The following is a 21,597-nucleotide window of genomic DNA, read 5'->3' as shown; positions in this document are numbered from 1 at the left end:
ACATTATTTTTTGCTAGAACGGATGAAGTTAATATACAATAGAGATCTAGTTCTTTTCTCTTATAGAGAATAGTAGAGATGGAAGAGTCGTTGATAAAGATCTATTCTGCCAAATGGATCTTTATCTACTTATATGACTTTTCATCTCTTTCTTTATGCGTACAATATGACCCCTTAATGACTCTAGACAAACGAATTTATTTCTCCAGTTCCTCACCTCCTTAAAAGTTAAACATTTGCCCCAATCCTGATCGATATAATGTAACCTTAAGAATCTAGTTTATTTTTAGCCCCGCAGCTATCGCGAATAACTAACTTAGTAGGGACAGTTACTTTCAGAGGTATTTCCCTCCCATTAATTCTGTCTAATAATAATTTCACTCCCACTCTTCCCAATTGCTCTGTATAAACCTTAACTGACGTTAATGGTACACTTGCAAATTTCGCCATTAGGATATCATTAAAGCTAACAATGGCAATATCTTCAGGCACTTTTAAATGTGCCTCTTGAATTGCGCGCAGTGCCCCAATCGCCATCGAATCACTTGCAATAAAAAAGGCTTCAGGTAGATTCCCCTTATGAATTGCTTCTTTCATCAACATGTATCCTTGCGTCATTGTATATTCGCCAATAAATACTTGATCTCTCCGAAAGATCCCTTTCGATTTCATTATTTCTTCATATATCGTTAGACGCGTATCCCTAACCACTAAATTGTTATCTGAAAAATCATCGTTCTCACTTCCACCGATATAACCAATTTCCTTAAATCCTTGATTCAATAAGTGTTCCATAGCACTAGTGGTTGCTTTTCTAAAATCAATCATGACTGAATCGTAACTATCCTCATCTGGTGAGTAATTGATAAACACAATATTATTCAAAGTATCTTTTAGTCTATTTAAAAGACTCAGGTTCATACCACCAATCACAATCAAGCCATCTATATCTTCTATGATTTGCTCTTGACTTGAATCAGAAGACCGAATAATCTTGTTCGTATAAATTCCCTGATTTAAACACTCACTCTCTACACCTTGTCTAATAATAGAAAAGTATGGGTCGTCATCAACACCATCTTCTTCTTCTTCTAATGAACACGTTAAAATAATACCAATTCTAGGACTCCTTACACTCTCAAGCCTTTTTACATTTCTCCGCGTTCTCACAGTCGTATAGTCCAGTTCCTTTGAAACTTCTACGATCCGATTTCTCGTTTCATCAGTGACTAAAAGTGTAGGGTCATTATTTAAAACTCTAGATACAGTTGCACTTGACACATTTGCACGAACTGCAATATCTTTGATTGTTGCCATCTCAGACTCCTTCACTACATTCAGTAAACATCAAACTAGTATTTCTGCCATTTTTTACTGAATATTTACTTGTTACGTAAATAATACCAATTTATTTAAGCGCTTTCAATACTTTTTTTCAAAAAATTCACTCTATTCATTTCTACATAATACATATTTTTCTACATTTATCAGAATTTTAATTGAAGAACTCTCGTTTAACCTTAGTAAATTTCACTAAAATACGCTTCTATTATATGAATGATTAGTAAAACTTTCGCTAAAGTTTTACTAATCATTCCCCTTCTACCAACTAAACAATTTCTCTGATATATTTTGGTCATTTTCAGATAATTAGGTCTGTCCCAGATTGCGTTTGAAAACGACTCTTAAACCGTTCATGTTTGACGTTACCGCAATAAATAAAAAGCGACCTTCAATAGTGAAGATCGCCCCGATTTAACCTCAATATATTCAACATACTCGCTTAAGAACTATTTGGGAATACCTATTTCTTTTAATGGATAAAATTGAAATTGTACTTCTCCAATAATTGAGTCCTCAGAAATAAAACCAAAGATTCGACTATCATCACTATTTGAACGATTATCGCCTAATACAAAGAGATACCCTTCAGGAACGATCTTTTTTCCTGTCAGTTCTTGCAGTGTGAAGTCGCCAGTTACTTTATTTATATGAGAATTATTATTACTTTTTACATATGGTTCCTCATGCACTTTACCGTTAATATATAACACGTCATCAATCATTTCTAGCTGATCCCCTGGAACACCGGATGCCCCACTTTGCCAGTATAGCCTTCGTTTTCAATACAAAGCAGACATTTTGGGTAAGTAGAAGGAAGGGATCTTTGTTCTCTTGCCCTAGCGATCTCCATCGGGTCTAGCTCAGGCTTGGACAGATTAATCGTAAAAGCTAGCTTGCCATATGCTGTTTCCACTGAAAAATTAATATTTTTTTCAATCCGCTTTGATTGAATATAATGGCTATTCTTACTTAGCTGATAGAAATAATCCGTTGCTCGTTTCGGATTTTGCTCATATTTTTCAATAAAAAGGCGATTTATCTCAGATGGTTTGGGTAGAAAAGTATCCATAATCTTCGCCGAGAGTCTGTCTCTTTCTTCAATAAAATCACTAATGACTTTCGTCTTTGCTGCATAATCGGTTAATTCATCCAGAAGATCAGACATGTCTTTTTCAGTTGGCTCCACTTCGGTTTCAGAAAAATCCTGTAACGCCAATAAATCTAGAATTTTATTACGCGCATAAAGTTCATCCACTTTGCAAAGCATTCCCGAAAATATTGCTTTATGTAATAGTTGCTGTACATTTACATACACATTCATGTCCCTAGCCTCCAGCATGTCATCTTCATAGCTAAAAGTAGAAATCAGCCCTTTTGAAAAAATAAAAGGCTGACTCCAACCTTAGGCAAACTTTTGTTGCTTCGGTTCCTCGATTACATGCGCATAATGCCAAAGTAACTGATCAAAGATTGCATCCCACTTTTGTGTTACCGCATAATTTCTACCTTCGATCCCCATTCGATCCCGTACTTGATCATGATGGATCAATCGCATAAGCGAATCGGTAAATTGCTGTACATCCCCAGGTTGACATAAATGACCGGTTACTCCTTCTTGAATAATCGTTTTTACTCCACCTGCATTCGCGGCAATGACCGGTGTACCGCTTGCAAGAGCTTCGAGAACCACATTGCCAAATGTTTCAGTTGGTGAAGGGAAAACAAATACATCTGATGCAGAATACGCTTCCGCTAATTTTTCACCTTTTAAATAGCCAGTAAACATCATGTTTTCAGGAGCTTCAGTTTCAAGTTCTTCACGCATTGGACCGTCTCCTATGATTAACCACTGAATTTGCTCGTTTATGTAAGCTGGAATTGATTTTGCGATGGCTAGGAGCGTCTTTACATCTTTCTCTGGAGCTAATCTGCCTACATACGTAAGCAAGTATTTTTTTTGAATGCCATATTGCTTGCGTACCGCTTTTTTATCATAATGAGGGTGATAAAGATTGCAATCGACCCCTCTCCCCCAAAGCTCTAAATTCGTAAACTGATGACGTTTTAACCGTTCTAACGTATCCATTGATGGCACAAAGATTTTTTTAAATGGGCGATGAAACCAATTCATATATCGCCAAAGCAGTTTAGAGAGAAATTCCATGTTATAAAATTGTAAGTAATGATCAAAATCAGTATGATACGAGCCAACTAATGGAATGTTTAATTTTTTTGCATAATAAGCGCCGCAAAACCCAATGTTAAATGGCGTAGCGACATGGATCAAATCTGGAGCGAAATCCTGTAATTCTGATTTGACTTGAATGAGATTAGGGAAAGCTAAACGACACTCAGGATATAAGAAAAAAGACAGACTTTTAAAACGATGAATATGACTAGAAACATAGTCATTAGTTTGTGACTTTGGTGCAAAGATTTTAAAAGAAATATTCTGTTCTCCTAAATAATCGGTAAATCGTTTCAATGTTCGTGCAACACCGTTTATATCTGGATCAAAGGTATCTGTGAAAATGGCAATCTTCATGAGAATCCTCCTCATTAAAAAGCGTAAGAACCGATTCAAGGCAAAGGTAATTACATATGCTTCTTCCCTCTCGGCACCGCATTACACACTTAGCAAGTAATAGCAAAGACTCCCGACAAATGACCCAAGTATAGCCCCTGCCAAAACATCTGAAGGATAATGAAGGCCTAAATAGATTCGCGATAAGCCTACAAGAATGCCTAAAGGAAGTAAAATTAGTGCAATAACCGGGATAAACAGGATATTCGGTATGATAACTGAGAAAATCGACGTTGTATGACCAGATGGAAAAGAGTGATCTTGTAACGGATTCGTATGAAAATTTGTTTTTTCTACGATTAAATACGGTCTTTTTCTCGGGAAAAGCTTCTTAACAATATGAACCGGTATATGACTTACAGCTAAAGCAAGTGCGCTCGAAATGGCCGTCATTCTTGTTGAACCTGACGAAAAGATGATCAACATCAAAACGGTCGCGATGGTACATGTAGCCCCACCAATATGGGTAATATGGCTGAAAAAGAAATTTAAATGTTTGTTTGCAAAATGGCGATTAATTTTCTGAAACAATCGACATTCGAAGTTATAAAAGGTAAGTAATAATCTCGCCATCGTCTGCCCCCATTAATAGGTCCCACTTTTCTTATATTCATGTATAACAGTCGGTCTTCCAATCGAAATATACGTCATCGGATGTTTTCGAATCTCTTGAAGGGAATAACAATTTCGCCCATCTATGACGATTGGTTTTTTCATATATAATTCATAAGAATCTAATGAAAGTTGCTTAATTTCTTCCCACTCTGTTGCAATGATCGCTACGTCCGCATGTAAGAGAGCAAGCCGAATATCCTGTGTATATTCAATGGTGTTGCCTAAAACATGTTGGGCATTTGGAATCGCAATTGGATCAAAGGCCGTTATAATTGCCCCTTCTTTCAGTAATTCTTTGACAATAACTAAAGAGGCCGCTTCTCTGACATCATCCGTATTCGGTTTAAACGACAGACCGAGTAGTGCTACTTTCTTGCCTTTTAATGAACCGATTACTTCCTTTGCCTTTACAACTGGGAGTGATGCTTGATGAGTATTCACTTCAATAACAGCCTGTAAAAGATCAAAGGGGTGTTGCATATTGCCAGCGAGCTGAACAAGTGCTTTCGTATCTTTTGGAAAACAAGACCCGCCATAGCCAATACCCGCTTTTAGAAAATAAGGACCAATCCGCTCGTCTTTTCCAATCCCCTTTGCTACTTCATCTATATTTGCACCAACCTTCTCACAAATCGTGGCAATTTCATTGATAAAACTAATTTTTGTTGCCAGAAAGGCGTTAGCTGCGTATTTAATCATTTCTGCACTTTTGATATCTGTTTTTATAATCGGAATGTCTAGTGGAAGATAAATTTGTTCCATTAAGGCTTGTGCCCTTGGACAATCCGTACCAATCACGATGCGATCCCCGTAAAAGAAATCGACAATCGCAGATCCTTCTCTGAGGAATTCAGGATTGGCAACCACTTCCGCATAGAGGTTTGCTGGTTTATTGCGATGGATTATCTCGCTTATTTGATTATTTGTTCCCACAGGTACAGTGCTCTTTGTACAAACAATGACATCATTCTTCATGAACTGGGCGATCGAATGGGCGACCTCTCTTACGTATTCTAAATTCGCCGTACCATCTTGTTGCTCTGGTGTACCTACCGCAATAAAAATAATTTCAGCATTTCCGTAGGCATATTGTGGGTTGGTTGTGAAATGTAATCGGCCACACTGTAAGTTTTTTCTAAGAAGATCTTCTAAACCAGGTTCATAAATCGGCGAACGGCCAGCTTGCAACATGGCCATTTTCTCTTCTTGAATGTCTAAGCATATTACCTGATGACCCAATTCAGCTAAACAAACCCCTGTAACCAACCCAACATACCCCGTTCCAGCAACAGTAATATTCATCCAATCCCCCCTTGAAACTTCAATCAATCGGGGCTTTGTTAGTCCCGTTCTAGTGTCACTAATACCTTCATGCAGCAAAGATAAAGCGTCACTACAAACTAAGATTCAATGAATCATAGACTAAGTACGCCGCGTCCTTTAGTTTGCGTGACCCACATCCTGTGATAGTCAGACAAGCATAAGATGGAATACGGCATGGCGTAGTTTGCCACAGAGTATTACAGCTTATGACCCTTAAGTAGGGCTAGGAGCCGCAACTAGATTAGGCCGTTTATCCCTCACCTACGCTTCTTCGATTCCTCTACACATTGCAGTTGGTTACTGCCCGTTAATGCGGAATAAAGTTTGCTCTTCTTTATTTTATTAAAGAAAGACCAATCTTTTCTTATTCTAGCGTTAAGATATTGTAAAAATTTTGTAATTCTCTGAAAAATATACCTGTTATTCTGTTTTTAAACTAAAAAAACAGAAAGACCATTAAATAGCTTTCTGTTTCTGAACCATTCCCTTATTTCTAGATGTTGCTTGACACCAAGTATCTTTAGGTATGTGATTTTCAATTTCGGATTATAATCTTGATTTGAAGCTCAGACTCTCCCACTTGCAAATAGATAAGCAAAAAAGGATTGAATGCTCTCTTTCATAAAGTGGATACCTGTCTTAGAAAGTAAATATCCTTATTAATTAAAGAAAATGACCCCGGATTCAATATCCGAAGTCATTTATTACTAACACTTTCTTAATTAATTTGAGGGAGCAGCTTTTATAATTGCAAGTAGCAATTACATGAAAACCCCAGTTCTTCTATTGAGCATTATACTGTAGAGCTCGATTTAATAGGGCCGAAAACTCGCCTCTAGTAATACCATTATTAGGTTTGAACGTATTATCATCATAACCGAATGTAATTTTGGCTGCTATAATTCGTTGAATGGAGTCGTATGATTTCATGCTTTTCGTGACATCCGAGAAAGTCTTGTCAGTCGTACCTTGCAGTTTAAAAGCTCTCGATAAGATAATGGCCATGTCACCTCGATTAACTGGGAGTTTCGGGCGGAACTCACCACCTGGAAAACCGGTAATAATACCTTGCTTATGTGCAGCAGCAATATGTTCAGCTCCACTTACAGAAGGTGTAACATCTTTGAACGGTGTCACAGTAGAGTCAAGTGATAATTTCAAAGCACGACTAATCATTATGGCCGCCTGCGCTCTAGTGACTTTTTCCTCCGGACGGAATGTGCCATCCGGGAATCCGGAAATAATACCTTTTTCACTGATCGAGTAAATGTCATCGTAGAATCTATCAGTTTTATCTACGTCAGTGAAAGAAATGTCAGTTGTTGTAGTTTCACTTGCTTTTATCAAATAAGCAGAGGAAATATATCCTGTATTTTTTTGATCAGCTGTTTTAACCGGATACCATACAAATTGGTTTTGGCTGTTCGCGTTTTGATCAAACACAAATTGTCCAGTAACAATCAATGTCGTATTTTTAGATAGCGTAATGCCTTTTTGAGCAGTACCAGGTTGTGGTCGTAAATTCACATTTTCGGTTGTTACAGCTACTTTATCCCCCGCTTTAAAAAGATAGGCGGACTCATGCGTTTGACCCGTTAATGTGTACTCCTTCTTTAAAAACTCAATATTTTTGTTATCGCTAGGATTATATTGAAAATCCGTTGAACTAAATGGGAACTTAGTTAACTTCGTACCATTTAAGAAGCTATGTTTTTCGATATGAGCAAAGACTTTTTCTTGGTAAGCGGTTTTATTTTCCAATCCCGTAAGTTTGGAAATTGGACTATTAACGGGCTTTATACCGTTGTAAGCCATCACAGGGAAGTACCAATTTTCAATGACCTGCCTCCCAGCATCCTTTATTTTTGGAAGGTCTGTCGATGTGCGAGCGTACATACTATTAAGCGTTTTGATACCTGCATCAATATTGTAGTAAATATCATTCTTAAGTTGCTCTTGATCATATCCCGGTTGATTGGTAATCTGCATGAGCCCAATACCACCATCACTAGAGATAACAGCTTCTCCATTATTAGTAAATTGCCTCCACCCACCATTTTCTTGTGTGGCCACAGCTTTTACAACTTCAGGAGGAATGTCAGCAGCTACTGCCGCGTTCGTCAGCAAGCAGTTTACTTGTTGAACAGATGGATTCTCATTGGGCTTTACTTCCCCATAAGCTTCGCATTTCGAGGTCCATTCTGACTCCGCAAAAGCTTCTTCATAAAATAGACCTGTTGCTAAACAAGTAAGCAACCCTACTTTTAGTAAAGGTAATTTCATTATCATCCAATTCTCCAATCCACTTTATTCTACTAAATTAATAAACTGTATATATTTTACCATATTAAGTTATCTTTTTATAACATACAGTCTTTAAAATAATAGACTGGAAAAATTGAAACTGAATTTCTTCTTTAAAGAACTTTATATTATGGTAATATTTATCTTCAGATTCACTCATCACTTCCCCGCTTTTATTAACCGACTTAAGCAAGTACACACCAAGTAGCCCGGAATGTGGATGATGAAGTGAATGAATCAGATAAGGCCGAGGCTGTCCCGTAATTAGGACTACCTCGGCCTCTTTAGACGCTCTTACATATTATTTATTGATTGACCGCTTTCATTTTTCGAATACCAACAAGGTAGATGATCAAAATGAGAACCATGAAAACAGAAGAGTAACTGAAGGTCATGCCATAACCGATATAGCCAACGACACTACCAAGTCCAATGGATCCAACCGCCATTCCAAGATCCATAAAAATTAACAACATGGAATTAGCTGTCGCATTTTTTTCCTGTGGGACGAGGCTTAACGCCCAAGCTTGTATGGTTGGCTGAATCACTGCATAAGCAACTCCAAAAAAGAAACCAGCGAACAACACCAAACCAATATGATGTGATGTCCCCAATAAAATTAAGCCAAACGCACCAGATATAGTAGCTGGTATCATTAATATTTTATGACCAAATCGATCAAAGATTTTCCCTGAAAAGATTCTGACGATAATCATCGTAATCGCCTGAATCGTAAAAAACTGCGAAATACTTCCGCCAATATTTGTCTCTTTCCCTAGAGCCCCCATAAAATTAACGGTTCCTGCGATCGCCATATAGTCTAATGCGACGATGATACTTGGAAGAAGTACGCGACGATCAAACATATACTTGTAGAACGGCTCACTGGACGTTTTCTTTTTGGCCGGCTTCTCTTTTTTGATATTTTTGATAAATAAGCTGCCAATAAATGAGAGGAGCACAAGTGAAAGGATAACAATCAGCAACGATTGAAAGGAAAAACGTCCGAGATAAGAGATTGCAATCATATTCCCTACTGTCAAGCCAATGCTTGTTGCCATTGCAAAAAACACGAGACCTTCCCCTAAACGCGAACTCGGTACGAGACTGCTCGATATAGTAAAAAGTAAAACCGTAATAATCGAAAAGCCGATTCCTTGCAAGACACGAATGAAAAGCAAGTAACCAATCGAGTCATTGAGCAAACTTAAACCAATCGTCCCCATAAAATACACGAGCGAAATCAACAACAGAACTTTCATATTCAGTTTCTGAATAAGAATTCCTGAAACAAATCGGGTACCAAGTGATGCGATCATAAAAGCAGTCGTCATTGAACCAGCTAAGGTCGGTTGATGACTAATTTCAGTAATATGCATCGAAAAGCCGGCTGTAAGCATATAAATGCCAATAAATAAAATCAGTGTCGATAATACAACAGTTGTATATTGCCTCGTCCATAATTTTTCTTTTACATCATTCATTAAACACCTTTCCCCTTATTTAACCAGTTATTTTGTTTTTTTGTTATCACTCCGTTCTTTTATTCTTTCTAAAACATCTTTCTCTATTCCAGTTATGGGGATATAATTCATAAGAGTGGCTCTTCATGAAGACACCTCACAAAACTAGATATACTAACCAACTTGAACGATTTACTCACCATGTACCGCATTTCTTTCCAAATTCATTGACTTACCCTTCAACTTTGTACATGCACTAACCACTTTCACACTTTTGCTCACCAATTTCTGTGATTTACTCACCACATCCCTTTTTTTAACGCAAAAAAAGAAAGCCAATTAAATTAGCTTTCTCCCTTGATATCCCTTAATACGCCAATAAAGCTTTTCTCTTTTCATCCAACTCGTTTACGATTTCCTCATATTCCACCACTTGTTGCTTCAGTTTCTGTTTTCTAATTTCAATCATCCTCGTCACTTCTTTCGGACTTGGTCCACCTTGAATCTTTCTAATTGCCACAAAATATTCAGGCGAGATGATTTTCTGCCATTCCTCTTCGGTGATATGTACAGCAACAAATTCAGCTATCATCTCGTTGATGTCTTGTGTGTCCCAGTCATATAACTCCTTCCCTTCACGTATCGATTGTTTGGCGATATGACTCGCAACAGAATGGGCTTTTCGAAACGAGATTCCATAATCACGGGAAAGCGTATCGGCTAATTCCGTAACAGTAATACTAGATTTTTCGGCCATTTTTTTTGCATGCTCTTCATTTACTTTTAACGTAGAAATGACCGCATACATCAGTTTCATCACACGACTGGCATTGGTAAAGGCGCGATATAAATGCGGTTGGAGATCATCTTCCGTATCCACGATGTCGCCAAATGGGGTATTATGAATCATCTGAATCGCACTAAGTGCGTCCCCATAGCTACTGCTCGCAATCGAGCGGGAATGTTCAATCGAAACAGGGTTTCTTTTTTGCGGCATAATGCTACTCACTTGCACGTACGGATCAGCTACATAAAAAGTACCAAATTCTCTTGTCACATGTTGCAAGAAATCTTGAATCCATCTACCAGTATTCACCATGCACGTCATAATCGCTGTCGCTGTTTCTAGTAAATAATCGGCCCCTGCTATCGAGTCATACGAGTTTTCAACGATCTCATCAAAACCAAGCAACTCTGCAGTGCGATTCCGGCTAATTGGAAAACCAGTTGTCGTTAAAGCAGCCGCGCCTAGTGGAGAGTGGTTCACTGTTTTATAGGCCGCCCACATCCGGCTAATATCTCTTTGCAGCACATCATAGATCGCCAGAAAATAATGGCCTAATGTCGTCGGCTGAGCTGGCTGCGTATGCGTATACCCGGTGATATATGTTTCTATATGCTTTTCTGCCTGCATGATTAATGATTCACTCAACTGATTGGCATCGCCGATTAATCGCAGTAGATGCCCTCGCAAAACGAGCCGATACATCGCAACACCCATATCATTCCGGCTACGGCCAATATGAATCTTTCCTGCCAGTTCATGACCGATTTCTTCACCAATCTTTGCTTCCATCATGAAAAATAAGTCTTCAAATTGTGGCTCGTAGGATACTAAGGTCAGATCGATCTCTGACACCCTCCGAATGCCAGCCAACATACGATTGGCTTCCTCTTCTTTGATAATCTTCTGTTCGGATAACATAATCACATGGGCCCGATGAATATCGAACATAACATGAAATAAGTAATCTCGTTGATCATTAAAAACCGGCTTTAACAACTCTTCGACATAGGTTTTCCCCGGAAATACTCGACCTTCATTTTTGATAAATTCATCCAACTTACTCATCTTTGCACCACCATTTATAAGGCTTTTTCGGCTTTAATTCCAAAAAATTTGTTCGAAATAAAGAGGACAATCACAATCAGCGTAATCTGAATCATCCCGTAAGCAGCGGCCTGACCCATATTGAACATACGAAGCTGATTCATAATTTCAATCGATATCGGTCTGTTTGAAATCGTATACAAAAGGACAGACGTTGGAAATTCGCCAACGGACTCAATAAACGCTAATAATGTCCCTGATAATACACCAGGCATAATGATCGGCAAAATTACCTTTCTAAACGTATAAAACCATTTAGCTCCTAAATTTCTCGCGGCCTCCTCAATGGAATCATCCAATTGTTCTAGCACCGCGTTTGTCGAGCGGACAACGAGTGGAATATGCCGGATGAAATAGGCGAGCGGCAAAATCCAAAATGTGCCGACTAAGATTTGCCCGAAAGAAAAAACGCTCGGCTCATTAAAGGCGAAAACTAAATTCATCCCGATAACGGTCGCCGGCAATGCCCACGGAATCATGACAAGAATATCAATGAAGCTTTTGCCAACGAATTTTCTTTTTACCAACACATAGGAAGCGATTACCCCAAAAACCAAGTTTCCAACCGTAGCAATCACAGCCATGATTAAACTGTTCTTTAGAGGTTTGAATATATTAGGATCTTCAAACAAAAGCCGATAATTTTCAATATTAAAGACCGACGGATACGTTTGCCATGTCCACGTCCCATCCGGTACAAGTGAAAGCAACAGAATCGTAAAGTGCGGCAAAAGCAGAACCAATACACCGATGATGCCAAAGCCAACCATCACCCACTTCATCAGCGGATTTTTCACTTCACTCCTGTGCGCGCCAATTCCTTTTGTCGCCATCCGGTAATCTTTGCGGTTTTGATACCAACGCATGAATAATAAAAACGCTATCGAAACAATCGATAAAATAACCGATTGTGTTGCGGCAATTTCCATGTCGCCATTAATTTTCGAAAAATAAATTTGTAAGCTCAATACCCGATATCCGCCCGCTAATAAGAACGGGGCACTGAATGAAGCCATCGAGATCATAAATACAAGCAATGACGCGGCAACGATCGCCGGTGTTAATAATGGAAATGTCACCTTCCAAAACACTTTGAACCGATTGGCTCCTAAGTTATACGCTGCCTCTTCTAAGGAAGGGTCGATTTTATTAATCGCCGCTGAAACCGTCATATAAAAATACACATACATCGTATACGCATGCACAATCAAAATTCCGGAAACGCCGCCAATTTTAAACGGGACTTTTTCCAGACCAAACAAATCTTTAATCGCGTTCGGGATCAATCCAGATTCACCATACAAAAACATAAACGCCATAACACCTACTAGAGATGGCAGAACGATTGGCAAAATCGCGGCAGTTGAAAAGAAACTTCTCCCTGGAAAATCATAGCGGTTAAAAATAATCGCCAGTGGAATCCCAATGAATGCACTAACTACTACACTCAAAATGGAAATATACACCGAGTTCCACAGAGCTTCCAAGTTTGTTTTTGATTCCTGCACGAAGAAATCCTGATAATTTCCGAATGAAATCGATCCGTCTTTTTGTAAACTTTCGAAAAAAGTTCGCAAAGAAGGATAAAGAACATATGCCACGAGCACTAATACGACTGGAATCAGAAGCCAAATCGTTAATCTCGTATCACGGTTTTTAATCATTGGCATCACCACTTATGACAGGGATCAGACGAAGTTGTTTTTTAGGAAGTTCTACATACACGTCCTTCCCTTGATAAAAATGGCCGAATTCATGCGTATTTAACACATCTACTCTTAAGGATACATGTTGGATCTGTACCATCACATTGACAATCGATCCAAAAAATTGGACAGATTCAATCTTCCCCTTTAGAACATTCGTTCCATCTTCAATGGCATCGAGAATCCGGATGGCTTCAGGGCGAATCGAAACAGCCAAATCCCCTTTATTTAACTCCCCTTCATTCGCGTGATTATGGACAACAAGCTTTACTGGTTCGCCATCATTTTTTAACGTAACCGCTATATTCTCTTGTTCGACATAATCAACTTGAACAGGCAATAGATTAATTTCGCCGATAAAACTTGCCACGAAATCATTAGCAGGCTGATTATAAATTTCAGCAGGAGTCCCAACCTGATGACAGACCCCATAATTGAAAACAGCTATCCGATCACTCATCGATAATGCCTCTGCCTGATCATGCGTGACATAAATGGTCGTAATCTTATAATCTCGTTGCAACCGTAAAATCTCTGCTCTCATTTCATCGCGAAGCTTGGCATCTAAATTACTTAACGGCTCATCCAATAAGAGGATTTCCGGTTCGATCACGAGTGCTCTGGCCAAAGCTACCCGTTGCTGCTGCCCGCCACTCAACTGACTCACTTGACGATCCGAATAACTCTCAAGTCTGACTTTACGAAGCACATCTTGTACCTTCGCCTTTACATCAGCAGAAGAAACCTTTCTTACTCGCAAGCCAAATGCGACATTCTCAAATACCGTCATGTGAGGAAAAAGAGCATAGTTTTGAAAAACCATGCCCGTATTTCTTTTCTCCGGAGGTACACGCGTCATATCTTTTTCGCCAAATCGGACGACACCTTTTGTTGGATAATAAAACCCAGCAATCATCCTTAGTGTTGTCGTTTTCCCACAACCACTTGGACCTAGAAAGGTAAAGAACTCACCGTCTTTAATTTCTAGATTTAAATGATCAACAGCTATCGTTTTTCCGAAGGCTTTTTGGACATTCTCTATTTGTATCGACGCCATCCAAACGACACTTCCTTATTCTTTAATTTCTTTGTCTCCACTCTTGATGTTCTCATCCCAATACTTCATCCATTCGTCGCCTTTTTCTTGGAAAACGTTCCAGTCAATATCCATCGCTTTAATTTCTGTATTCGTGATCCAGTCAGGTAAGTCCGTCACATCACTTCTTGTCGGAATTCGGTAAAATTCCTCTGCTAAGATTTTCGCAGCTTCTGGTGTATTGACAAACTCATAGAAAGCTTGTGCCGCTTTTGGATGCTTAGCCCCTTCAACAATGGCTATTCCTTCTGTCAATACTGGTGTCCCACTTTCAGGAATGACAAACTCAAACGGATAGTTTTTATTTTCCTTCAACATGACAACATCCGGCATCGCCCAAACAGACAGTGAACCTTCTCCTTTGGCAACCTTGTTATACATCATTTCCGGGTTAGCTGAATACTCTTTCGTGTTTTGATCAAGCTTCGTCAACCATTCATAGCCCGCTTTTGGATCATTCGTATCTTTGTACGTACGATAAATCATCGCAGAAAAAATCGTCCTCATCGTTCCAGATGCGAGCGGATAGCGGATGATAACTTCATCTTTCCACTTCGGATCAAGCAACTCATCCCAATCTTTCGGAACTTCGTCTTTGGATAGTTCTTTGCTGTTGTACATAATAACTTCAGGTGTCTGGCTCGTACCTGTCCAATACCAATCTGGATCACGGAATCCCGCGTCAAGACTAGCGGAATAAGTAGGTTGATAAGCAGCTAGTAAGCCATCATCCTTTGCTTGATTGAAGTTCGTAGAAGGTGCTCCCCACCAAACATCGGCCTGCGGATTATTCTTCTCTGATCGCACACGGTCGAGAATTTCCTGTGACCCCATATCCAGCCACTCTACATCGACCTCATATTTTTCTTCAAATTGCTTTTCAAACTTGGATAAGATATCTTTTCCATGTGGTGAATACACGACAATTTTATCTTCTAATGCATTTTTTTCTTCCTTTGCACCATCTGCATTCGAGTTTGTCTTCGTATCTGTCTCTGTACTACTACATCCAGAAATCAATAGCGCTGCAGATAATGTCAAAACGGAAACAATCGACTTTTTCTTATTTTTCATAAAAAATCCCCCTCATCATGAACATTCAAAATGCTCTCATGTTCTCTCAAAAATAGTGATACTGCTCCTAAGACGCCGGCGTTTTCTCCAAGCCTTGAAGTTGTTATTTCTACTAAACTAGGCAGATAAGGATCTACTATCTCTTGAATTCTAGGTAAAATGTATGCAGCTGAATGTAGTACACCACCTCCTAAAATAACAATCTCTGGATTTAGTAAACTCGCAGCATTCACAATCGCGTACGCCAAATGTTCGATCGCCTCGTTAATAACCACAATTGCTACATGGTCTCCATTTTTGGCAGACAAAAAAGCTTCTTCTCCTACTAATTCAGAGGTCCTCGCCTTTTCATATAAAGCATGTCCTGGGTCTTTTTGGACAGCTTTGGTAAAATCGGCGCCAATCGACTTCCCTCCTGCGACACTTTCCAAATAGCCATATCTGTGAAAAATCGGCTTGAATTCACGTTTCATATCATCTTTATTTGTCACCATATAACCCATTTCTCCAGCTGCACTTGATGCCCCTCTGTATAATTGGTTATTCAGGATGATACCGCTACCAATTCCTGTGCCAACCGCAATAAACAGCACATTTCGTTTATTCTTTGCATTTCCCAACCACTGTTCACCTATCGCCGCCACATTCACATCATTGTCGACATAAATCGGAAAATCAAAGTAGCGTTTCGCTTCTGCAATAAACGGGTATTGGATCCACCCTAAGCTCGGAGCCTCTATCACCAAGCCACTTTTCGTTTGCGTGATCCCAGGAATACCTACGCCCATTCCTAAAATTTGCTCTTTAGAAATCTGTTTCTTGTTAATCAATCGATCCGTTTCAAGCGCCATTTGCTTAAGAAGGCCTGATTGCAAATACGTAGTTGTTGAAAAACTCGTTTCACAAAGAATGTTGCCAATTAGGTCACATACCACGATTTTCACATTCGTCCCGCCAATATCTGCCCCGATGATAAACGCTTTTCGTTCATTAAAAAAGAGCTGAATCGGTCTCCTCCCACCTTGTGCAGAAGATTCACCAATTCCTTTCTCAACGACCCATTTTTCATTGATGAGTTCGTCTATAAGTTGAGAAACAGTCGGTTTACTTAGACCAAGCATACTCGCAATCTCAGCCCTTGAAATCGGCGAACATTCTTTTATACATTGAATAGTTCTTTTTTTATTAACGAATTTTAGATGACTGGGTGTTCGTTTAAAACTCATCACATCACGGCCTTACCTGTTTAGTTAGTCAATCTGCCTAATCAACTAAAATATACCTTATTAGGATAATATGAACAAGTTATTTTTTTAATTATTTTAAATATTCAGCTTTTAATAGTTATTAAGTATCATTTACAATTATAACCAAGCGTGCTATTTATTTAGATAAGCTTTTTTTATCCAGTTCGTTAGGTAATATTACTAACCTACTAGGCATAGTCTTCAAAGAAGCTTAACTAAAATCGAAAGGGGTTACAAGTATGAAAAAGGTTTTAATCACTTTTCTTTCTCTCGTGATCGTATTTTCACTCGTACCGACCACAGGTAGTGCAAACGAACCGAAAAAAACAGATGTGGCGTTATGGAATGTAGTCAAACCGCTTGAAACGACCGTTACATTCTTAAACAGTGGCGCTCATCCTGATGATGAACGCAGCGATTTTCTTGCCTATTTATCAAGGGGATTAGGTGTAAAAACATCAAGCCTAATCGCAAACCGCGGGGAAGGCGGACAAAATGAAATCGGCGCTGAACTAGACAATTCCCTTGGAATTATCCGCTCCAGAGAAATGATTGAAGCAGCGAAAATTACTGGTGTAAAAGCCTACCATCTCAGTGAAACAACCTCTGATCCGATTTATGATTTCGGCTTTTCGAAAACACCTGCAGAAACATTAGCAAAATGGGGAGAAGATGTAACATATGAACGGCTGATCCGCTTTATCCGTACATATCAGCCTGATATTCTCATGCCTTCCTTCCAAGATGATGATACTCAGCATGGCCATCATCGCACCATGACGATTTTAAGTGAACGTGCTTTTAAAGATGCAGCTGATCCAACTGTCTACCCGCAACATTTGAAACAAGGTCTATCGGTATGGCAAGTGAAAAAGTTGTATTTACCTGTTTCCACTAAAGAGAAAGCGACTACATCTATCGAAATCGGCACCTACGATCCCATATATGGCATGACCTACCCACAACTTGGCGAACAATCACGTTATCTGCACAAAAGCCAAGGTATGGGATCTGATATCCCAGCAGCACCCCGCCAAATCCATCTAGAATTAAAACAAACTGCTGTTGATCTGAATGACAAGTCAGATCTATTTGCCGGAGTCCCTTATAATTTTACCGAGTGGTCGGCCAAACTCCCAAGCTCTGCTTCAAAATTAAAGACTGAATTCATCAATGTGCAACGAAATTTGAACGCGGTTGTTGCCGCCTATCCAAATGAACAACATGTTTTCACAACATCACAAACTGCACTGTCTAATGTCCGCTCACTTTCATCCCAAATTAAAAAAGCTAAGTTAACCAAGGAATTGAAAAATGATTTGCTTCACAAACTTTCCTTAAAAGAAGAGCAATTACAAACTGCAAGCTATGTCTCTTCAGGCCTAGATGTAAAAGCAAAAGCAGCCTCTACCATCCTGACAAAAGGTCAAGAAACAAACGTAACCGTAACCGTGAAGAATACAGGAAAACAAACGTTGAAAAAAGTTACAGCTCCATTGGATGTACCAAAAGGGTGGAAAGCTAAAACAAAGGCGAAAGCAATCAATCTAGCACCAAATCAATCAACGACGATTACTTATGAGATTGATGTGCCAAAAGATGCAGACTATTATCACGCCTATCATGAACCAGCGCTGACAACAAACATTTCATATGAATTTGGGAACACCCAAACGACTGTAACCGAGGATTTGGAAGGTACCGTGGCTGTTCTTCCAGATGTCAGTTTAACCCTTTCTCCTGAAGACATCGTCGTCAACACCGCAGACGTACAAAAAGAAATACCCGTAACCGTAACCGTGAAAAATTATCGTAATGGAAAAACATCAGCCAATGTCGGTTTAAACATTCCTAAAGATTGGAAAGTTTCTCCTACAAAAACAACCGTTTCATTTACGAAAATGTCAGAAGAGAAACAAGCGAAATTTACCCTTACACCACCGAAAACGATTCAAAATGGTGAGTATAAACTAACAGCACAAGCTACGGTCAATGGAAAAACATTTAATTCGACCATTCAAGAAATTTCCTATGACCATATCGGCACCTTCTATTATCAATATCCAGCAGCAATCAACACCGTTGCTTTCGAGCTATTAAAACCAGCTTCATTAAAAGTCGGCTATATTGAGAGTGGATTTGATAAAGTCGCTGACTACTTAAGCAACGCAGGTCTCAATATCACAAAACTAACAGAAGCAGATTTATCATCCGGTGATTTGAGTCAATACGATACAATTGTGACAGGCATTCGAGCTTACCTGTCTCGAGAAGATTTAAAAGCAAATAATGCTCGCTTACTTCAATACGTAGAAAATGGCGGTCACCTTGTCGTGCAATATCACAAGCCTGGTGATGGATGGGATGCACAGACAACTGCACCTTATCCACTTACAATTGGTAATCCCTCCATTCGCTGGAGAGTAACCGATGAAAAAGCTGTAGTCAACGTCTCGAAACCAAACTCAGCGCTTTTCAACTATCCGAACAAAATAACAACGAGCGATTGGGACAATTGGGTTCAAGAAAGAGGATTATACTTCCCTATGAAGTGGGATCCACGCTTTGAAACATTCATTTCTATGGCTGATCCAAATGAAGAACCATTTGATGGTGGTATTTTAATGGCTAATTACGGAAAAGGAACCTATCTCTACACGAACCTTGTCCTCTACCGCCAAATCCAAGGCCAAGTTCCAGGCGGTTATCGAATTTTGACAAACATGATTAGTTACGGAGCGGAATAAATACATGAATAAGCCTATGCATGCGTGATGTGTGCATAGGCTTTTTTATTTGGCTGGGGATTAGAGCTGGAAATCGCCCGCCATTTCTATCGTTACGATCCGGAAATCAAATTTGCGTGCCAGAACAGATGATTTACGTGCCGGAATGCATACTTTACGAGCGAGATTTGCAATTTGCGCGCCGGAGCCTAATTTAGGGTTGAAAAACTGAAATAGTACGTATCCTAGAACAATTAAAAAACGGAAGCCCTATTATCTGGACTCCCGCTTTTACTATAGAACGTTCTATTATTTCGCTTCTAATACGTTAATAAACTCTCGTAAATAATCCGGCAGATCTGGTGGACGACGGCTTGAGATAAGATGTCCGTCTGTAATAACCGGCTCGTCATACCAATTGGCACCCGCATTTTCCATATCATCTTTAATGCCAGGTGTACTTGTTACGTTTTTGCCTTGCAAAATTTTCGCAGAGATCAATACCCAGCCTGCATGACAGATTTGGCCAATCGGTTTTTCATTGGCATCCATTTCTTGGATTAATGAAATCACTTCAGGGAACCTTCTGATTTTATCAGGCGCCCAACCTCCGGGTACTAGAATAGCATCATAATCTTCTGGATTGACGTCACCATATGCCAAATCAGATTCTGCTGGCACACCGTATTTGCCGATATATGTCTCATTTGCCACTTCACCAGCAAGATGGACAATCGCTCCCTCTTCTCGAAGTCTGAGAATCGGATACCAAAGCTCTAAATCTTCACATTCATGATGAACCAAACTAATAACTTTCTTTCCTTCTAATCGCATATGACAACCTCCCTTTCTAGTTCTTATTACTATTTTACACCATTTTGAACTTTTTTGCTTCTACAAGTCAACTTTCCAGGTTAATTTGAGAAACACAGGCTACAACGGAAAATATATACCATAAATAGTGGTATTTTGTGGATTTAATGGATGAGTAAGATATAACAACAGTCAGCTTACTCGACCGTTTATCTAAAAAGGAAGCGGAACAACTAGCATGGTTTGTTGATTCCACGCTTCCCTGATAGCAGTCCTCATTCCGTTTCATTGGCTATAGTGGGGGCTCTTCATCCCCCACCTACGTTTCTTCGATTCTTCTAAGCCTTGAGATGGGGGTCTTGACTTTCCATTAATGCGGGATGATATTTTAAAATTCAGATAAATAATGATACAAATTCACTATATCTTCCTTATGCCTCTAGTAATATTGCCTGGAGTTTTAAAGTCAATTCTTCTACTAACTCATTGACTGTTACATCCCCCTCCGATTCTCCTTTGTCAAAAGCTTCTTTGAGAATGTGATAAAAATCTTCCTTTGTTATACTTGCATCCATGATAAATTCTCCCTCGTATATGTACGAAAAAGTTGTCCCAGAAGGATCTGACTCTCTATACACCATTTACTTTCACGTAATATAAACAGGTATATAGTCGTTTGGGACGACCTCTTCTCATTTCATAAGAAACTAGAAAATGGTCTTTCACGTTCGCATCATAACGCGAGCTTCCCCCATTCCCTACGTATTCTTATTCTTTCCATAAAACTAGCAGCAAACAATTAACCTTCAAATCCTATTAATCAATTATTTTACCATTTTATCATATTAACCTAAGCACTCCTTTAAAACTTTTCGACAAAATTCTGATAATAGGACAAAAAACGGAACCTTAACAATCATGTACCCTTATAGTATCAATCATAATCATGAATAATATGGAAAAAATGCAAGGAAGAATTACATGATATTCAAGCCATCGATCCCGCTGAACAAGATTACGAGCCAGTATCTAGGTATACGAGCGACAACTAGAACATTATAATCAAAACAATTTTTATCATTTCCCGAAAGATGACTCCTTCCTCAATGAATGTGAAGGGCACACCCCAATGAGTAGGTAGGAGATGTATTTCGGTCGGCGTTAGCCTAAACCGTTGAACAACACGAGTGTTTGTTCTGTTCTATATTTGTACAAATGCCCTTTAAAAACTGAAGATAGGAGGTTGCAACAGGAAAATCGTCTGTTGCGTAAAATCTTCAACGTTCTAATCGCTCCGCACGTATCGAAGTAGTGAAAACCAAGCAGAGCAGAGCGTGCGGTGAGTCCAACGTACAAGATTCTAAAAGTTTTCACCATAGGGACTACGAGTAGAGCCTGCTCAATAACTGGT

16 protein-coding genes are annotated in these 21,597 nt (G+C 39.2%); 1 reads left to right on the top strand and 15 read right to left on the bottom strand.

The window, feature by feature from the left end:
* Nucleotides 1-267: 267 nt before the first annotated feature.
* The 13 genes from ACIQZI_RS04295 to ACIQZI_RS04235 form a co-directional block, all read right to left on the bottom strand.
* Nucleotides 268-1,317, bottom strand: coding sequence for a LacI family DNA-binding transcriptional regulator (locus tag ACIQZI_RS04295; protein WP_403069808.1), 1,050 nt, complete (start codon nucleotides 1,315-1,317; stop codon nucleotides 268-270).
* 473 nt (nucleotides 1,318-1,790) lie between these two features.
* Nucleotides 1,791-2,066 (bottom strand): signal peptidase I, encoded by a 276-nt coding sequence (gene lepB, locus ACIQZI_RS04290; RefSeq protein ID WP_403069805.1) that lies wholly within the window; start codon nucleotides 2,064-2,066, stop codon nucleotides 1,791-1,793.
* A 2-nt stretch (nucleotides 2,067-2,068) separates the two neighbouring features.
* Nucleotides 2,069-2,665 carry a hypothetical protein gene (locus ACIQZI_RS04285; protein WP_403069802.1) on the bottom strand — a complete coding sequence of 199 codons (597 nt, stop codon included), beginning with the start codon at nucleotides 2,663-2,665 and terminating at the stop codon, nucleotides 2,069-2,071.
* Nucleotides 2,666-2,746: 81 nt separating this feature from the next.
* Complete coding sequence (locus ACIQZI_RS04280) at nucleotides 2,747-3,889, bottom strand: glycosyltransferase family 4 protein (protein ID WP_403069799.1); 1,143 nt, start codon at nucleotides 3,887-3,889, stop codon at nucleotides 2,747-2,749.
* An 81-nt stretch (nucleotides 3,890-3,970) separates the two neighbouring features.
* Complete coding sequence (locus ACIQZI_RS04275; RefSeq protein ID WP_062177656.1) at nucleotides 3,971-4,501, bottom strand: phosphatase PAP2 family protein; 531 nt, start codon at nucleotides 4,499-4,501, stop codon at nucleotides 3,971-3,973.
* Nucleotides 4,502-4,513: 12 nt separating this feature from the next.
* Nucleotides 4,514-5,845, bottom strand: a complete 1,332-nt coding sequence (locus tag ACIQZI_RS04270) for a UDP-glucose dehydrogenase family protein (protein WP_403069795.1) — start codon at nucleotides 5,843-5,845, stop codon at nucleotides 4,514-4,516.
* Between the two features lie 804 nt (nucleotides 5,846-6,649).
* Complete coding sequence (locus ACIQZI_RS04265; protein WP_403069792.1) at nucleotides 6,650-8,155, bottom strand: S-layer homology domain-containing protein; 1,506 nt, start codon at nucleotides 8,153-8,155, stop codon at nucleotides 6,650-6,652.
* Between the two features lie 320 nt (nucleotides 8,156-8,475).
* Nucleotides 8,476-9,654, bottom strand: coding sequence for an MFS transporter (locus ACIQZI_RS04260; RefSeq protein ID WP_403069789.1), 1,179 nt, complete (start codon nucleotides 9,652-9,654; stop codon nucleotides 8,476-8,478).
* A gap of 346 nt (nucleotides 9,655-10,000) precedes the next feature.
* Entirely contained in the window at nucleotides 10,001-11,485 is a 1,485-nt protein-coding gene (argH, locus tag ACIQZI_RS04255) for an argininosuccinate lyase (protein ID WP_403069786.1), read from the bottom strand.
* A gap of 14 nt (nucleotides 11,486-11,499) precedes the next feature.
* Nucleotides 11,500-13,188, bottom strand: a complete 1,689-nt coding sequence (locus ACIQZI_RS04250) for an ABC transporter permease (protein ID WP_403069783.1) — start codon at nucleotides 13,186-13,188, stop codon at nucleotides 11,500-11,502.
* Complete coding sequence (locus tag ACIQZI_RS04245; protein WP_403069780.1) at nucleotides 13,181-14,287, bottom strand: ABC transporter ATP-binding protein; 1,107 nt, start codon at nucleotides 14,285-14,287, stop codon at nucleotides 13,181-13,183. The genes ACIQZI_RS04250 and ACIQZI_RS04245 overlap by 8 nt, the downstream gene beginning before the upstream one ends.
* A gap of 15 nt (nucleotides 14,288-14,302) precedes the next feature.
* Nucleotides 14,303-15,400: an extracellular solute-binding protein gene (locus ACIQZI_RS04240; RefSeq protein ID WP_403069777.1), complete on the bottom strand. Its 1,098-nt coding sequence runs from the start codon at nucleotides 15,398-15,400 to the stop codon at nucleotides 14,303-14,305.
* Nucleotides 15,397-16,626, bottom strand: coding sequence for an ROK family transcriptional regulator (locus ACIQZI_RS04235; RefSeq protein ID WP_403069774.1), 1,230 nt, complete (start codon nucleotides 16,624-16,626; stop codon nucleotides 15,397-15,399). The genes ACIQZI_RS04240 and ACIQZI_RS04235 overlap by 4 nt, the downstream gene beginning before the upstream one ends.
* A 260-nt stretch (nucleotides 16,627-16,886) precedes the next feature.
* Between ACIQZI_RS04235 and ACIQZI_RS04230 the strand changes: the two genes are divergently transcribed.
* Nucleotides 16,887-19,394: an NEW3 domain-containing protein gene (locus tag ACIQZI_RS04230; RefSeq protein ID WP_403069771.1), complete on the top strand. Its 2,508-nt coding sequence runs from the start codon at nucleotides 16,887-16,889 to the stop codon at nucleotides 19,392-19,394.
* Between the two features lie 288 nt (nucleotides 19,395-19,682).
* Here the strand turns inward: ACIQZI_RS04230 and ACIQZI_RS04225 are convergent, their stop codons facing one another.
* Both ACIQZI_RS04225 and ACIQZI_RS04220 read right to left on the bottom strand, forming a co-directional pair.
* A complete protein-coding gene (locus ACIQZI_RS04225) occupies nucleotides 19,683-20,207 on the bottom strand; it encodes a type 1 glutamine amidotransferase domain-containing protein (RefSeq protein WP_062177599.1) in 525 nt (174 codons plus the stop codon).
* 410 nt (nucleotides 20,208-20,617) lie between these two features.
* Complete coding sequence (locus ACIQZI_RS04220; protein WP_157279393.1) at nucleotides 20,618-20,761, bottom strand: YwzD family small protein; 144 nt, start codon at nucleotides 20,759-20,761, stop codon at nucleotides 20,618-20,620.
* Nucleotides 20,762-21,597: the final 836 nt, after the last annotated feature.

This window comes from Peribacillus sp. NPDC096379, from assembly GCF_044762875.1.
Classification (GTDB): domain Bacteria; phylum Bacillota; class Bacilli; order Bacillales; family DSM-1321; genus Peribacillus.
Note: the sequence above shows the minus strand (reverse complement) of the source record. Positions and strands in the feature narration are given on the sequence as shown.

Excerpts from the sequence above, each read along its gene's own strand:
- ACIQZI_RS04295 (WP_403069808.1), bottom strand. The coding sequence starts at position 1,317 with ATGGCAACAATCAAAGATATTGCAGTTCGTGCAAATGTGTCAAGTGCA.
- lepB (WP_403069805.1), bottom strand. The coding sequence starts at position 2,066 with ATGATTGATGACGTGTTATATATTAACGGTAAAGTGCATGAGGAACCA.
- ACIQZI_RS04285 (WP_403069802.1), bottom strand. The coding sequence starts at position 2,665 with ATGAATGTGTATGTAAATGTACAGCAACTATTACATAAAGCAATATTT.
- ACIQZI_RS04280 (WP_403069799.1), bottom strand. The coding sequence starts at position 3,889 with ATGAAGATTGCCATTTTCACAGATACCTTTGATCCAGATATAAACGGT.
- ACIQZI_RS04275 (WP_062177656.1), bottom strand. The coding sequence starts at position 4,501 with ATGGCGAGATTATTACTTACCTTTTATAACTTCGAATGTCGATTGTTT.
- ACIQZI_RS04270 (WP_403069795.1), bottom strand. The coding sequence starts at position 5,845 with ATGAATATTACTGTTGCTGGAACGGGGTATGTTGGGTTGGTTACAGGG.
- ACIQZI_RS04265 (WP_403069792.1), bottom strand. The coding sequence starts at position 8,155 with ATGATAATGAAATTACCTTTACTAAAAGTAGGGTTGCTTACTTGTTTA.
- ACIQZI_RS04260 (WP_403069789.1), bottom strand. The coding sequence starts at position 9,654 with ATGAATGATGTAAAAGAAAAATTATGGACGAGGCAATATACAACTGTT.
- argH (WP_403069786.1), bottom strand. The coding sequence starts at position 11,485 with ATGAGTAAGTTGGATGAATTTATCAAAAATGAAGGTCGAGTATTTCCG.
- ACIQZI_RS04250 (WP_403069783.1), bottom strand. The coding sequence starts at position 13,188 with ATGATTAAAAACCGTGATACGAGATTAACGATTTGGCTTCTGATTCCA.
- ACIQZI_RS04245 (WP_403069780.1), bottom strand. The coding sequence starts at position 14,287 with ATGGCGTCGATACAAATAGAGAATGTCCAAAAAGCCTTCGGAAAAACG.
- ACIQZI_RS04240 (WP_403069777.1), bottom strand. The coding sequence starts at position 15,400 with ATGAAAAATAAGAAAAAGTCGATTGTTTCCGTTTTGACATTATCTGCA.
- ACIQZI_RS04235 (WP_403069774.1), bottom strand. The coding sequence starts at position 16,626 with ATGAGTTTTAAACGAACACCCAGTCATCTAAAATTCGTTAATAAAAAA.
- ACIQZI_RS04230 (WP_403069771.1), top strand. The coding sequence starts at position 16,887 with ATGAAAAAGGTTTTAATCACTTTTCTTTCTCTCGTGATCGTATTTTCA.
- ACIQZI_RS04225 (WP_062177599.1), bottom strand. The coding sequence starts at position 20,207 with ATGCGATTAGAAGGAAAGAAAGTTATTAGTTTGGTTCATCATGAATGT.
- ACIQZI_RS04220 (WP_157279393.1), bottom strand. The coding sequence starts at position 20,761 with ATGGATGCAAGTATAACAAAGGAAGATTTTTATCACATTCTCAAAGAA.